This window comes from Acidovorax sp. MR-S7 (genome assembly GCF_000400995.2).
Classification (GTDB): Bacteria; Pseudomonadota; Gammaproteobacteria; order Burkholderiales; family Burkholderiaceae_C; genus MR-S7.
Genome location: NZ_DF238900.1, coordinates 57,588 through 72,083 on the forward strand (window position 1 = coordinate 57,588; position 14,496 = coordinate 72,083).

The window sequence follows — 14,496 nt, forward strand, 5'->3', positions numbered from 1 at the left end:
GGCGACCCTTTCATGACCGCAGAGCACACGCAGCCCGCACCCGACGCGCCCATCCCCGCACCCGCCGACCAGCCCACCGCATCGGTCGCCGGCAGCGACGGCTACGGCGAAGGCGCCATCCAGATCCTGGAGGGCCTGGAGGCCGTGCGCAAGCGCCCGGGCATGTACATCGGCGACACGTCGGACGGCACGGGCCTGCACCACCTCGTGTTCGAGGTGGTGGACAACTCCATCGACGAGGCCCTGGCCGGGCACTGCGACGACATCGTCGTCACCATCCACACCGACAACTCCATCAGCGTGACCGACAACGGCCGCGGCATCCCCACCGGCGTGAAGATGGACGACAAGCACGAGCCCAAGCGCAGCGCTGCCGAGATCGCGCTGACTGAGCTGCACGCGGGCGGCAAGTTCAACCAGAACAGCTACAAGGTCTCGGGCGGCCTGCACGGCGTGGGCGTCTCGTGCGTGAACGCACTCTCCAAGACGCTGCGCCTCACGGTGCGCCGCGACGGGCAGACGCACCAGCTCGACTTCTCCAAGGGCGTGGTGCAGCACCGGCTGATCGAGGTGGTGGACGGCTTCGAGGTCTCGCCCATGAAGGTCGTCGGCCCCACGGAAAAGCGTGGCACCGAAGTGCGCTTCCTGCCCGACACCGAGATCTTCAAGGAGAACAGCGACTTCCACTACGAGATCCTCGCCAAGCGCCTGCGCGAGCTCTCGTTCCTGAACAACGGCGTGCGCATCCGCCTGATCGACGAGCGCACGGGCAAGGAAGACGACTTCTCCGGCGCCGGCGGCGTCAAGGGCTTCGTGGAATTCATCAACGGCACCAAGAAAGTGCTGCACCCCACGGCCTTCCACGCCACGGGCACGCGCCCGGCCGAGACCTATGGCGGCATCCCCGGCACCGAGATCGGCGTGGAAGTCGCCATGCAGTGGAACGACGGCTACAACGAGCAGGTGCTCTGCTTCACCAACAACATCCCGCAGCGCGACGGCGGTACGCACCTGACCGGCCTGCGCGCGGCGATGACGCGCGTGATCGGCAAGTACATCGAGAGCAACGAGCTGGCCAAGAAGGCCAAGGTGGAAGTCAGCGGCGACGACATGCGCGAGGGCCTGTGCGCCGTGCTGTCGGTGAAGGTGCCCGAACCCAAGTTCAGCAGCCAGACCAAGGACAAGCTGGTCTCCAGCGAAGTGCGCGCGCCGGTGGAAGACATCGTCGCCAAGGCGCTCACCGAATACCTCGAAGAAAAGCCCCAGGACGCCAAGATCCTTTGCGGCAAGATCGTCGAGGCCGCGCGCGCCCGCGAGGCCGCGCGAAAAGCCCGTGAAATGACACGCAGAAAAGGGGTTCTCGACGGCATGGGCCTGCCCGGCAAGCTGGCCGACTGCCAGGAGAAAGACCCGGCGCTGTGCGAGATCTACATCGTCGAGGGCGACTCCGCCGGCGGCTCCGCCAAGCAGGGGCGCGACCGCAAGTTCCAGGCCATCCTGCCGCTGCGCGGCAAGATCCTGAACGTGGAGAAGGCGCGCTACGAGAAGCTGCTGTCCAGCAACGAAATCGTCACGCTCATCACGGCCCTGGGCACCGGCATCGGCAAGGCCGCCGTCGAATCGGGCAAGAGCGGCGCGGACGATTTCGACGCCGCCAAGCTGCGCTACCACCGCATCATCATCATGACCGACGCCGACGTGGACGGCGCGCACATCCGCACGCTGCTGCTCACCTTCTTCTACCGCCAGATGCCCGAGCTGGTCGAGCGCGGTCACATCTACATTGCCCAGCCGCCGCTCTACAAGGTCAAGAACGGCAAGGAAGAGCTGTACCTGAAGGACGGCGCCGCGCTCGACAGCTTCCTGCTGCGCGTGGCGCTCAAGGACGCGGCCGTCCACACCGGCAGCGGCGCCGAGCCCCTGGCCGGCGACGCGCTGGCCGACCTGGCGCGCAAGCACCAGCAGGCCGAGCGCGTGATCGACTGCCTGTCCGCCTTCATGGACGCCGAGGCCCTGCGCGCCATCGCCGACGGCGTGGCCGTCAACCTCGACACCGTGCAGGACGCCGAAGCCAGCGCCGTGCAGCTGCAGGCCAAGCTGCGCGAGCTGAACGTGAACGGCGTGCCCGCCGACGTGGCCGGCGAAGTCGACGCCCGCACCGACAAGCCCATCCTGCGCATCAGCCGCCACCACCACGGCAACGTCAAGAGCAGCATCATCACGCAGGACTTCGTGGCAGGCGCCGACTACGCCGCTCTGGCCGACGCGGCCAACACCTTCCGCGGCCTGATCCAAGAAGGCGCCAGGGCCACGCGCGGCGAGGGCGAGCGCCAGAAGGAAGAAAAGGTGGGCGACTTCCGCCAGGCCATGCAATGGCTCATCAGCGAAGCCGAGCGCACCACCGCCCGCCAGCGCTACAAGGGCCTGGGCGAGATGAACCCCGAGCAGCTGTGGGAAACCACGATGGACCCCGAGGTGCGCCGCCTGCTGCGCGTGCAGATCGACGACGCCATCGAGGCCGACCGCGTGTTCACCATGCTCATGGGCGACGAGGTGGAGCCGCGCCGGGACTTCATCGAGACCAACGCCCTGCGCGCAGGCAATATCGACGTGTAATCACCCGCCCCTTTGCGCCCGAACGCCCAACCCCGGTTGGGCGTTTTCATTGCAGCCCGGCCATCCATGCGCTCCCCCATTGCCATCGTCGACGTCGACCGCCCCGACACCTGGACCCGCTACCGCGCGGGCCTGTGCGCTGGCTGCGCGGCCAACTGCTGCACGATGCCGCTCGAAGTGCGCCTGCCCGACTTGGTGCGCCTCGGCCTGGTGGACGCTTTCGAAGCCGAGCACAACGAGCCCCGGCACATCGCCAAGCGGCTGCAGAAGGCACGGTTGATCGACCACTTCAACCACAAGCACGCGGTTTTCACCATCGCGCGGCGGGCTAGCGGGGACTGCCACTTCCTGGACCCCAGGACGCGGCTGTGCACGGTGTACGACCAGCGGCCCGAGACCTGCCGACTGCACCCGCTGCAGAAAAGCCCCCGGCCCGGCTGGTGCGCCTACGGCGCGCGCCGCGCGTAGGACGCGACCCACACCGCAAGGCCGCCGCGGCCCACCTCGGATGCGCGCGGGGCGTGGTGTCATGGGCGCTTTCCTTGCACACCGTGGAGATTTCGCATGCCTGAAAAGAAAGCCAGCGTTCACTGGGAAGGTGCCGGCAAGGCCGGCCAGGGCCAGATCAGCACCGAAACGGGTGCGCTGGAGAAGTACCCCTACGGCTTTACCAGCCGCTTCGGCGACGACCGCAAGGGCACCAACCCCGAGGAGATCCTGGGCGCGGCGCATGCGGCCTGTTTCACCATGGCATTCTCGTTCGCGGCGGACAAGGCCGGCATCGCCACCGAGCGCCTCGACACCACCGCCAGCGTGCGCCTGGCCAAGGACGGCGACGGTTTCGTCATCGACCGCATCGCGCTCACGCTGAAGGCCAAGGTGCCGGGCATGGACGAGGCCGCCTTCCAGAAGATGGCGCAGGAGGCCAAGGCCAACTGCCCGCTGTCGAAGGCCCTGGCGTCCGTGCCCGAGATCACGCTTGAGGCCACGCTGGTGCAGTAGCGGCCCGGCCGTGGCAACCACTGCAGACGTTCGCGTCGGCATTGGCGGCTGGACCTTCGCGCCCTGGCGCGGCAGCTTCTACCCCGAGGGCCTGGCGCACAGCCAAGAGCTGCACTACGCCAGCCGCCGGCTCACGTCCATCGAGGTCAACGGCACGTTCTACAGCACCTTCCGGCCGGCCACCTTCGCCAAGTGGCATGGCGAGACGCCCGACGGCTTCCTGTTCTCGCTCAAGGCCCACCGCCTGGCGACGCACCGCCGGGTACTGGCGGAGGCGGGCGATTCGGTCACGCGCTTCGTGGAGAGCGGCATCGCGGAGCTGAAGGACAAGCTGGGCCCCATCGTCTGGCAGTTCATGCCCGCCAAGCTGTTCGAGCCGGGGGACTTCGAGGCCTTCCTGGCGCCGCCTGCGCCATGCGCTGGACGTGCGGCACGCGAGTTTCGCCACGCCAGCGTTCCTGGCGCTGGCGCGGCGCTACGGCTGCGTGCCGGTGTGCACCGACTCGGAGAAATTCCCCGCCATCGCCGATGCGCAGGCCGGCTTCGCCTACCTGCGACTGATGCGCGGCCAGGCCGATGTGTCTACGGGCTATACGCCCGAGGCCATCGCACGGTGGGCCGAGGGCGTGCGCGCCTGGACCGGCGGCGCGCGGCCGCGCGACGTGTTCGTGTATTTCATCAATGGCGCCAAGGAGCGGGCGCCGGCCGGCGCCATGGAATTGCTCCGGCAGCTCGCGTGAGCCAATAGCTCCTGTTTCAATAGCTGCTTGCGCTTTCTGGATAAGCGCTGGAGGCCGATCTGGCTTAAACCGTCTCGCGCTGCACGAAGCCCTGCGACTCGCCGGCGGGCGCCTCGGCGACCTCCACCCGCTCCACGCGCGCGGCGGGCGGGCCCTGGCGGGCCCAATCCATGAGCGCCTGCACGGCGGAGGCGGGGCCGGTGGCCAGGGCTTCGACGCTGCCGTCGTGCCGGTTACGCACCCAGCCGTGCACGCCCAGGCGCTGCGCGGCTTCGATCATGGATTGGCGGTAGTAGACGCCCTGCACGCGGCCGTGGACGCGCAGGTGGCGGGTGATGGAAGCATCGGAATCGGGCATAGGCCCCGCACTGTAGCGCCCGCCATGGCATGCTGCGGCCATGACCGCCCCGCGCAAGGCCCTGCCCGTGATCGACCCGCAGCGCTGCACCGGCTGCGGCTGGTGCGTGGGCGTGTGCCCTCCGCACGTGCTGTCGCTGCAGGTGAAGGCAGGGGCGCGCTTCGGCCCCAAGCGCTCAGTGCTGCACGATGCGCCGGGCTGCACGGGGTGCGCGCTGTGCGCGGTGCGCTGCCCGTTCGACGCCATCCGCATGGTGCGCACCGCCACCTGATTCATGCAGGCGGCGGGGCCGGCAGCCAGATGCGCGCCTGCATGCCGGGGTGGGTGTTGGCGAATTCCAGGCGGCCGCCGTGCAACTCCACGATGGCCCGCACGCTCGACAGCCCCAGGCCGTAGCCCTGCCCGTCGGTGCAGGCGCGGAAGAAGCGCGTGCCCAGCTGCTCCAGCGCCTGGGGCTCCACGCCGCGGCCGTGGTCGCGCACGGTGACGGCGATGCCCGGGGCGCCGCCCGGGCCCTGGGCGGGAGCGGCGTGCAGGACGATGTCGGCGCCGCGGCCGCCCTGCGGCGCGCGGCCGTACTTGATAGCGTTGTCGATCAGGTTGGCAATGGCGCTGGCCAGCAGGTCCGCGTCGCCCAGGGCGGCGGGCGCGTCCTGCACCTGGGCGCGCAGGCTGCCGCCGCTGTCTTCGAGCACGGGGGCGTAGAGGTCGGCCACGTCCAGCAGCAGATCGCGCACCTCCACGCGGGCGAAGCGGGTGCGGCTGGTGCCGCTCTCCACTTCGGCGATCTGCAGCAGCTTGTCGAACACCACGCCCAGCTCCTCCACCTCGCGCGCCACGCGCGCGAGCGTGGCCGCCTGCTCCGCGGCCGGGGCCTGCTCGGCGCCGCGCAGCTGCAGCAGCATGCGCGTGAGCGGGGTGCGCAGGTTGTGCGCGATGGTGTTGGAGACGTGGCGTATGCCCTCCATCAGGTGCTCCAGCCGGTCGAGCATGCCGTTGATGTCGCGGCCCAGCAGGGTGAATTCGTCGTCGCGGCCGGCCACGGGGATGCGCTGGCGCAGGTCGCCCGCGGCGACGCGCGCCATGGTGCTGCGGATGTCGGCGGCGCGGTCGTCCACCACGCGGCGAAAGACCAGCGCGCCGACCACGGCCATGACCAGCGCGATGAAGGCCGCCATGAGGCTGGCGCGGCCGATCAGCTCCTCCATGTGGCGCTGGGCCTGCAGGTCGCTGCCCACGGCCAGCAGACGGCCGCCGGGCAGCTCGGCCACGGCCACGCGGCCGGCGACGAGCGCGCCGGCGCGCCGCACCTTCACGTCGCGCACGCCCACGGTGCTCAGGCGGCGCGGCGGCCAGGGCGCGGCGTTGCCCAGCAGCACGTGGCCCTGGGCGTCGGTGAGCATGAGGATCTCGGTATCGGTGTTCACGCCGTCCTGCAGCATCCAGCGGATCTCGCCCTCCAGCGCCTCCTGGCCGTACTTGGCGCCGTGCTCCACCAGGCGGCGCAGGTGGTTCTCGGCCTGCCGGTCCATGCGCGCGCCGAGCACCCCCACGGTCTGCACGTAGAACACCGAGAGCACGATGGCCATGGTGAGCACCAGCAGGCCGCCGTAGTACAGGGCCAGGCGGAAGGCGACGGAGCTCCAGGGACGGGCGGCAGCCATCACGCGCCCTGGGGCAATGCCTGCGGCCGGTCGGTCAGGCTGTAGCCCACGCCGCGCACGGTGTGGATGAGCGGGGGCTCGAAGCCCTTGTCCACCTTGCCGCGCAGGCGGCTGATGTGCACGTCGATCACGTTGGTCTGCGGGTCGAACCGGTAGTCCCACACGGATTCGAGCAGCATGGTGCGCGTGACGATCTGGTGCGCGTGCTGCGCCAGGAAGGCCAGCAGGCGGAACTCGCGCGGCTGCAGCGCCAGCGGCTGGCCGGCGCGCTCGGCGCTGCGGCTCATGAGGTTCAGGCGCAGGTCGGCCACGCGCATCTCGCGCTCGGGCGCGGGGATGCGCGCGCGGCGCACCAGCGCCTCCAGCCGGGCGGAGAGTTCGGAGAAGGCGAAGGGCTTGGTCAGGTAGTCGTCGCAGCCGGCCTTGAGGCCGCGCACGCGCTCGTCGGTGGCCGACAGCGCGCTGAGCACCAGCACCGGCGTCTGCCGGCCCATCGCGCGCAGGGTCTGCAGAATCTGCAGGCCGTCGAAGCCGCCTTCGAGCATGCGGTCGAGGATGATCACGTCCCACTGCTCGCCCACGGCCAGGGCGATGCCCTGCACGCCGTCGCCGCACACCGCCACCTGCGCGCCCTGCTGGCGCAGGCCGTCGGCGATGTAGCGCGCGTTGAGCGCGTCGTCTTCGATGATGAGGTAGCGGTACATGCCCCCGCAAGTATCAGGGATCGACGGCCGGCAAATTCCCCGTGGCCACGCGCAGCTGCCATTCGGCGTCGAGCATGTCCTTGACCAGCTCCAGGTGCTCCAGCCGGTGCTCGGCAATCGACCCGAGCGCGTCGATCAGCTCCAGGATGCCGCCCTGGCCCAGCTTGTAGGCGTCCTGCGCCATCTGGTGCAGCGGGGCGACGCGGGACAGGCCTTCCTTTTCGTAGGCGAGCACGCTGGCGCGCTTGAGCTGCACCTGCTGCAGGGCCAGGCGCAGGCTGGATTGCGCGGCAAGCACGGCGGCATCGAGGCGCAGCGCGGCCTGGTCGGCCTCGACCAGCGCGCGGTCGATGGCGCCCTGGTGGCGGTCGAACAGCGGTATTTCCACCGACACGCCCCACTGGGTGTAGTTGCCGTCGTTGCGGTTGCGCACGCGCGCCACGCCCACGCTGGGCGTGGGCAGGGCCTCGCGGCGCGCCAGCGCGACCTTCTGGCGCGCCTGGTCCAGGTCGGCCTGGGCGGCGCGCACGGCGGACAGGCGCGCGCTGGCCTCGTGCCAGAGCAGTTCGAAGTCCTGCGCCTGCGCGGCGGGGCCCGCCTGCAGGCTGCCCTCGGCGCGCGGCGCCCAGGCGGGCAGCGCGGCCAGGGCGGCGGCGCGGGCGGCGGCCTCCTGCGCGGCGGCGTCGGCCTTGGCGACCTGCATGGCCATCTGGGCCTGGCGCAGGTCCAGGCGCGCGCCGTCATAGCGGCTGCGCGCGCCGGCCTCGATCTGCCCGCGCACGATGCGGCCGGCACGCTCCAGCTCCTGCGACGCCTCCTGCCACACCTGCAGGCGGCGCTGGGCCACGAGCAGCTCGTTGAAGGCGTGGGCGGCCTCATCGAGCGCGGAGGTGACGGCCGCCTGCGCATGGGCCGCCGCGGCCGCCTCGCCCCGGCGCGCGTTCTCGATGCGCGCGCCGCGCTGGCCGAAGATCGGCAGCGGCTGGTCGATGCTCCACTGCCGCTCGCTGGGCTGGCGCGAATAGCCCACGGTGGGGTTGGGGAAGGCGCGCGCGCCGCGCGTGTCGGCGCGGGCCGCCTCCACCTGGAGCTGCTCGGCCGCCAGCGCAGGCTGGTTGCGCGCCACCAGGCGCAGGTATTCCTCCAGCGTCACGGGCTGCGCGGGCGCAGGCGCGGCAGGGGCGGCGGCCACGGCCTGCGCGCAGCACAGCAGCGCGGCGCCTGACAAATGAAGCCAAATCATCCTCCAGCGCTTACCAGACAAGCGCAAGCAGCTATCAAAACAGGAGTTTTCGTGCCGCATGTCAGGCCTCTCCATCGGGGAGTTCATCGAGTTCTTCCTGGGTCTTCATGGTCTTGGGGCCCAGCAGCACGTAGAGCACCGGCAGCAGCACCAGGGCCACGAGCGGCAGCACGACCATGCCGCCGACGATGACCGAGGCGAAGGGCCGCTGCGTCTCGCTGCCCACGCCGGTGGACAGGGCCATGGGCAGCAGCCCCAGCAGGGCCAGCAGCGCCACGAGCACGATGGAGCGCATGCGCTCGGCCGTGCCGGCCACCAGCGCCTGCAGCATCGGCATGCCCTGGCGGCGCAGTTCCTCGACGGCCGACACCACCAGCAGCCCCGCCAGCGCCACCTGCCCCAGCAGGGCGATGAAGCCGATGGCCGCGCTGATGGACAGCTCGATGTGCGCCAGGTGCAGCGCGGCGATGCCGCCCACCATGGTGAACGGCGCGCACAGCAGGATGACGCCGGCGCTGCGCGCCTGGCCCAGAGCGCCGAACAGCAGCGCGTAGACCACCAGCAGCGACAGCGGCACCACCACCTTCAGCCGCGCGGCGGCGCGCTGCTGGTTCTCCCACTCGCCGCCCCAGATGGCCTGGTAGCCGTCGGGCACCTGCACCTTGTCCTTGAAGGCGGCCAGCGTGTCCTTGACCACGGAGCCGATGTCGCGCCCTTCCACGTTGAACTTGAGCGCCATGTAGCGCGCGTTGCCCTCGCGGAAGATGGAGGAGTTGCCGATCTGGATGCCCACGCTGCCCACGGCGTGCAGCGGCACCGAGCCGCCCGAGGGCAGCGGGATGGCGATCTGGCGCACCTGCTCCTCGTCCATCCGGTCGGCGTAGGGCAGGCGCACGCGCACGGGCACGGGGTATTCGCCCTCCCACAGCGTGGTGGCCACGTCGCCGGCCAGCGCGCCGGCCAGGGTCTTCTGCGCGGTTTCCATGGCGATGCCGTGGCGCGCCAGGGCCTGGCGGTCGAACTCCACGTGCACCTGCGGCGCGGGCGCGTCGCGGTACAGGCCCAGGTCCACCACGCCGTCGATGTCCTTCACCGCGGCCACGGTCTGCTCCAGCACGGCGCGCAGCTGCGGGATCTCGGGGCCGAAGACCTTGAGCACCACCTGACCGCGCGCGCCGGAGGTGGACTCCTCCACGCTGTCGCGGATGGGCTGGGCGAAGTTGAAGGACACGCCGGGGATCTCGCCCAGCGTGGCGCGCATCTGCTCGATGAGGCCGGGCTTGTCCAGCCCCGCGCGCCACTGGCCGTGGGGCTTGAGGCGCACCAGCACCTTGGCCAGGTTCAGCGTCTCGTTGTCGGTGCCCGACTCGGGGCGGCCCTGCTCGGAGGTGACGGAGATCACCTCGGGGAACACCTTGAGCCGCGCGCGCACGTCGCGCAGCACCTCCTGGCCCTTTTCCAGCGAGATGGAGGCGGGCATCTGCACCAGCACGTAGGCGTCGCCCTCGTCGAGCTCGGGCAGGAACTCGGTGCCGAGGAACCTGGCGGACACGCCGCCCACCGCCAGCACGGCCAGCGCGGCCAGCAGCACCAGCAGGCGCTTGCGGCCCGCCCCCAGCACGGCGCCGATCCAGTGCTGGTAGCCGTGCTCGGCGCGCTCGAACACCTTGGGCTCTTCCACCATCACGTGCCTGGGCTTGAGCAGCAGCGCGCACAGCGCGGGCACCAGGCCCATGGCGAACACCAGCGCGCCCAGTAGCGCGAAGCTGTAGGTCATGGCCAGGGGCCGGAAGATGCGGCCCTCGATGCTCTGCAGCGAGAACACCGGGATCAGCGCCGCGATCACGATGGCCATGGCGAACAGCGTCGGCTTGGCCACGGCCACGGCCGAGTCCACGATGATGTGGCGCATGTCCACCGCGTTCTGGGGCTTGCGCAGGCGCGCGTTGCGGATGATGTTCTCGGCCAGCACCACGGCGCCGTCCACCATGATGCCGAAGTCGATCGCGCCCATCGAGATGAGGTTGGCCGGCATGCCCAGCCAGTGCAGCCCGATGAAGGCCGCCAGCAGCGACAGCGGGATCACCGTGGCCACGATCAGCGAGCCGCGCAGGCTGCGCAGGAACAGCCACAGCACCGCCACGATGAGCGTGGCGCCGAACAGCAGGTTGTGCTGCACCGTGGCCAGCGTGTGGCCCACGAGGTCGGAGCGGTCGTAGTTGGTGGTCATGCGCATGCCCTCGGGCAGGCCGCCGCCGTTGAGCGCGTCCACCTTCTCGTGGATCGCGTCCAGCACCACCGAGGGGTTCTCGCCGCGCTTGAGCAGCACGATGCCCTGCACCACGTCGTCGTGCTCGTCCATGCCCACCGAGCCCTGGCGCGGCGTGTGCGACTGCAGCACGCGCGCCACGTCGCCCACGGTGACGGGCGCGCCGCCGCGCATGGCCACCACCACGCCCTGGATGTCCTGCGGCGAGCGCAGCAGGCCGATGCCGCGGATGATGAGCGACTGCTCGCCCCGGCGCATCAGGCCGCCGCCCACGTTGCGGTTGGACTGGGCGATGGCCTGGCTCACGTCCTCCAGCGTCAGGCCCATGGCGTAGAGCTTGTCGGGGTCGGCCTCGATGTGGAATTCCTTCACGAAGCCGCCGATGCTCACCACGTCGGCCACGCCCTGCACCTGCTTGAGCACGCGCACCACGCGCCACTCCTGCGCGGTGCGCAGCTCGGCCAGCGTGTGGCGGTCGCTGTGCAGGCGGTAGTAGAAGATCTTGCCCAGCGGCGTGTAGTCGGGCGCCATCTCGGGCGTCACGCCGGGCGGCAGGTCGGCCTGGGGCAGGCGCTGCGAGACCTCGGCACGCGCCTTGAAGCTCTGCGCGTCGTCGTTGAAGACGAGGTTGACCATCGACAGGCCGAAGTAGCTCTCCGAGCGCAGCGAGACCAGGCCCGGCGTGCCGTTGAGCTCGCGCTCCAGCGGCTGGGTGATCTGGCGCTCGACTTCCTCGGGCGCGAGGCCGGGCGCCTGGGCGATCACGCCCACCTGCACGTTGGTCACGTCCGGGTAGGCCTCGATGGCCGTGTGCAGATACGAATACACGCCGTACAGCGCGATGCCCAGCGTGGCGCACAGCGCCAGCAGGCGCCGGTGCACCACGAACGAAATCATGGAATGCAGCATGGGAGGCTCACAGAAGCTGGCTGGCGGCGCCGTCGAGCAGCAGCCCGCCGCGCACCACGATCTTCTCGCCCGGCTGCAGGCCGGAGACCACGGGCACCAGGCCGCGCACGGGGCGGCCCAGCGTGACGGCGCGCGCCTCGAACGCGGCATCGCCCGCACCTTCGCTCTTTTGCACGAAGACCACGCTGCGGCTCTCGTCCTTGATGAGCACCGCCGTGATGGGGATCAGCATCTCGCCCTGGCCGGACACCTGCACGCCCACGCGCGCCTGCATGCCGGGGCGCAGCAGCGGGTGCTGCGCATCGAGCGCCACCACCACGCTGGCGCGGCGCGACTCCTTGTCGAGCGTGGCGCCCAGGTACTGCACCTTGCCCTTGAGCGGCTGCGGCAGCTGCGGCACCACCACCTGCACGGGGTTGCCCTTGCGGATGCCGGGCAGCTCGGACTCGAACACCTCGGCCACCACACCCAGGCCCTGCGGGTCGCCCACCGAGAACAGCTCCGCGCCCGCCTCCACCGTAGCGCCGGGAACGGCCTTGCGCTCGGCCACCACGCCGGCGCGCGGCGCGCGCACCACCACGCGGTCGCCGTCGCCGCCACCCAACAGCTGCGCCGCGCCCTGCGCGCGCGCCAGCTCCTGCGCGGCCTCGCGCAGCTTGGCCTGGGCGGCGCGCAGCTCCACGTCCACGCCCACGCCCTTGTCCACCATGGTCTGCTGGCGCTGCGCCTCCGCGGCCGCCACGTCGCGCGCCGAGCGGGCGGCAGCCACCTCGTGGCGCACGCGCAGCGCGTCGGCGCTGACCAGCACGGCCAGCACGTCGCCGGCCTTCACCTCGTCGCCCACGTGGGCCTGCACGGTCTGCACGCGCGCCGCCACGGGCACGGACACGGCCGCCATGCGGTCTTCCATGAACGCCACGCGCGCCGGCGCCCAGGCCGTCTGCGCGCCCTGGGGGTCCGCCACGGGCTGGATGTCCAGCATCTTCAGCGACGCGCCCTGCAGCCGCACCAGGCCGTCGGCCGGCGGCGCGCTGGCCGGAGGGGCCACGGCCTCGTTCGCGCCGGACAGCCCGCACCCGGCCGCCACCACCGCCGCGGCCACGGCCGCCACGGCACCCATCCATCGCCCGGCAGCCCGGGGCTGCAGCTTGCGCGCGTTCATCGCGTTCCCTTTCGACATTCGACGCGCGCATCCTAGGAACGCGTGCCCTGCCTGCGGGTGACGCTTTCATTACCATTCGGTAAGCCTGGACCGGAAGGCCTGCAGCGCTTTAACAGCAAGCGCAGGCAGCTATTGAAACAGGAGCGCTATGGCCTGCGCTACACTGCAGCCCATGTCGCGCCTGTCCCCCTGCCGCACCGCCACCGCCGCCCGCCCGGGCCGCGCACCGGCCTGCGTGCGGCGGCTGCCAGGCGCATCCATGATTACCACCATGACCACCGCGGCTACCTAGCGCACGCGGGGTGGCCGTACCGGCGGCCACCTGGTGTCTCTTCCCTCCGAACGAAACCCAGCCCAGGCCGCTGGGTTTTTTTCATTGGCTTGACCGCCTTGTTTGGAGAGTGAACCATGTTCGTAGAACCCCCGCCGGCCCTTTCGCCCACCGCGTGCGCGCACGCCCCGGCCCAGCCCCCTGCCCTGCGCGTGGGCCTCATCGGCACCGGTACCGTGGGCGGCGGCGTGTGGCGGCTGCTGCGGCGCAACCAGGCGCTGATCGCCGCGCGCGCGGGGCGCGGCATCGAGATCGTGGCCGTGGCCGCGCGCAGCCCGGCCCGCGCCGCCGCGCTGCTGGGCGACGCGTCCGGCGTGCGCCTGCTGGCCGACCCGCTGCAGCTCGCCGCCGACCCCGGCGTGGACGTGCTGCTGGAGCTGGCGGGCGGCACCGAGGCCCCGCGCGCCTGGGCGCTGGCCGCACTGGCCCACGGCAAGCATGTGGTGACCGCCAACAAGGCCCTGCTGGCCGAGCACGGCGAGGCGCTGGCCGCCGCCGCCGCGCGCCACGGCCGCGTGCTGGCCTACGAGGCGGCGGTGGCGGGCGGCCTGCCCGTCGTGAAGGCACTGCGCGAGGGCTTGGCAGCCAACCGGGTCGAGGCGCTGGCCGGCATCCTGAACGGCACCAGCAACTACATCCTCACGCGCATGCAAGCCGACGGCCTGGGCTTCGCCGCCGCGCTGACCGAGGCCCAGGCCCTGGGCTATGCCGAGGCCGATCCGGCCTTCGACGTGGACGGCGTGGACGCCGCCCACAAGCTCGCCCTGCTGGCCGCCAACGCCTTCGGCCTGCCCGTGCAGCCCGGCGCGGTGCACGTGGAGGGCATCCGCGCGCTGCAGCACGGCGACGTGGCCGCCGCCGCGCAGTGGGGCTATGCCGTGAAGCTGCTGGCGCTGGCACGCCGCGGGCCCACCGAGGACGGCGCCGCCGTGGAGCTGCGCGTGCACCCTGCCCTGCTGCCGGCCGGCCACCCGCTGGCCCAGGTGCACGGCGTGTCGAACGGCCTGCTGGTGCACGGCGATGCCACCGGCCCCCTCTTCTTCAGCGGCGCAGGCGCGGGTGCGCAGCCCACGGCCAGCGCCGTGGTGGCCGACCTGGTGGACCTGGCGCGGCGGCCCGAGGGCATGGCCTGCCTGCCCGCACTGGGCCCCCGCGCCGCCACGCCGCCCCGGGTGCTGCCCCTGGCACAGGTGCGCACACGGCACTTCCTGCGCCTGCTGCCGGGCACGGCGCTCTGCGAGGCCCAGGTGCTGCGCGCGCTCGCGCGAGAAGGGCTCGCCGTGCAGCGCCGCGCCTGGGGCCCCGCCCAGGCGCCGGGCGGCGCACCCACGCTGGCGCTGCTCACCGCCCCGGCGCCCGACGGCGTGGCCGCGCGCGCGGCCGAGCGGCTTCAGCAGCACACGGGCGCACTGGTGCGGCGCCTGCGGGTAGAAGAATGAGAGCCCAAAACACCTCCAGCGCTTGTCCGATAAGCGCCAGCAGCTCCTGCTTTGATAGC

The 14,496-nt window shown here is 71.5% G+C and carries 11 protein-coding genes and 1 pseudogene; 6 read left to right on the plus strand and 6 right to left on the minus strand.

Features of this window, described 5'->3' with window-relative positions; translation table 11 throughout:
• The first annotated feature begins 12 nt into the window (after positions 1–12).
• The 4 genes and pseudogenes from gyrB to AVS7_RS04770 all read left to right on the plus strand — a co-directional run bounded on the left by gyrB (position 13) and on the right by AVS7_RS04770 (position 4,358).
• Positions 13–2,616: a DNA topoisomerase (ATP-hydrolyzing) subunit B gene (gyrB, locus tag AVS7_RS04755; protein WP_020227273.1), complete on the plus strand. Its 2,604-nt coding sequence runs from the start codon at positions 13–15 to the stop codon at positions 2,614–2,616.
• Between the two features lie 66 nt (positions 2,617–2,682).
• The gene (locus AVS7_RS04760; protein ID WP_020227274.1) at positions 2,683–3,084 is read left to right on the plus strand and encodes a YkgJ family cysteine cluster protein; all 402 of its coding nucleotides are present in this window, start codon (positions 2,683–2,685) and stop codon (positions 3,082–3,084) included.
• A gap of 96 nt (positions 3,085–3,180) precedes the next feature.
• Complete coding sequence (locus tag AVS7_RS04765) at positions 3,181–3,618, plus strand: OsmC family protein (RefSeq protein ID WP_020227275.1); 438 nt, start codon at positions 3,181–3,183, stop codon at positions 3,616–3,618.
• Positions 3,596–4,358: pseudogene (locus tag AVS7_RS04770) on the plus strand (DUF72 domain-containing protein). The gene AVS7_RS04765 and the pseudogene AVS7_RS04770 overlap by 23 nt, the downstream one beginning before the upstream one ends.
• A 64-nt stretch (positions 4,359–4,422) precedes the next feature.
• Here the strand turns inward: AVS7_RS04770 and AVS7_RS04775 are convergent.
• Positions 4,423–4,716, minus strand: a complete 294-nt coding sequence (locus tag AVS7_RS04775; RefSeq protein WP_020227278.1) for an acylphosphatase — start codon at positions 4,714–4,716, stop codon at positions 4,423–4,425.
• A 40-nt stretch (positions 4,717–4,756) separates the two neighbouring features.
• On the opposite strand from AVS7_RS04775, the gene AVS7_RS04780 reads away from it, so the two are divergent.
• Complete coding sequence (locus tag AVS7_RS04780; protein ID WP_020227279.1) at positions 4,757–4,987, plus strand: ATP-binding protein; 231 nt, start codon at positions 4,757–4,759, stop codon at positions 4,985–4,987.
• A gap of 1 nt (position 4,988) precedes the next feature.
• On the opposite strand, the gene AVS7_RS04785 is transcribed toward AVS7_RS04780, so the two are convergent.
• The 5 genes from AVS7_RS04785 to AVS7_RS04805 form a co-directional block, all read right to left on the minus strand.
• Positions 4,989–6,380 carry a HAMP domain-containing sensor histidine kinase gene (locus AVS7_RS04785; RefSeq protein WP_020227280.1) on the minus strand — a complete coding sequence of 464 codons (1,392 nt, stop codon included), beginning with the start codon at positions 6,378–6,380 and terminating at the stop codon, positions 4,989–4,991.
• Complete coding sequence (locus AVS7_RS04790) at positions 6,380–7,084, minus strand: response regulator transcription factor (protein WP_020227281.1); 705 nt, start codon at positions 7,082–7,084, stop codon at positions 6,380–6,382. Before AVS7_RS04790 ends, AVS7_RS04785 begins: the two co-directional genes overlap by 1 nt.
• 13 nt (positions 7,085–7,097) lie before the next feature.
• Positions 7,098–8,327: a TolC family protein gene (locus AVS7_RS04795; RefSeq protein ID WP_234449968.1), complete on the minus strand. Its 1,230-nt coding sequence runs from the start codon at positions 8,325–8,327 to the stop codon at positions 7,098–7,100.
• Between the two features lie 61 nt (positions 8,328–8,388).
• Entirely contained in the window at positions 8,389–11,505 is a 3,117-nt protein-coding gene (locus AVS7_RS04800) for an efflux RND transporter permease subunit (protein ID WP_020227283.1), read from the minus strand.
• A 7-nt stretch (positions 11,506–11,512) separates the two neighbouring features.
• Positions 11,513–12,667, minus strand: a complete 1,155-nt coding sequence (locus tag AVS7_RS04805; RefSeq protein ID WP_020227284.1) for an efflux RND transporter periplasmic adaptor subunit — start codon at positions 12,665–12,667, stop codon at positions 11,513–11,515.
• Between the two features lie 408 nt (positions 12,668–13,075).
• Between AVS7_RS04805 and AVS7_RS04810 the strand changes: the two genes are divergently transcribed.
• The gene (locus tag AVS7_RS04810; RefSeq protein WP_020227286.1) at positions 13,076–14,437 is read left to right on the plus strand and encodes a homoserine dehydrogenase; all 1,362 of its coding nucleotides are present in this window, start codon (positions 13,076–13,078) and stop codon (positions 14,435–14,437) included.
• The last annotated feature ends 59 nt before the right edge of the window (positions 14,438–14,496 follow it).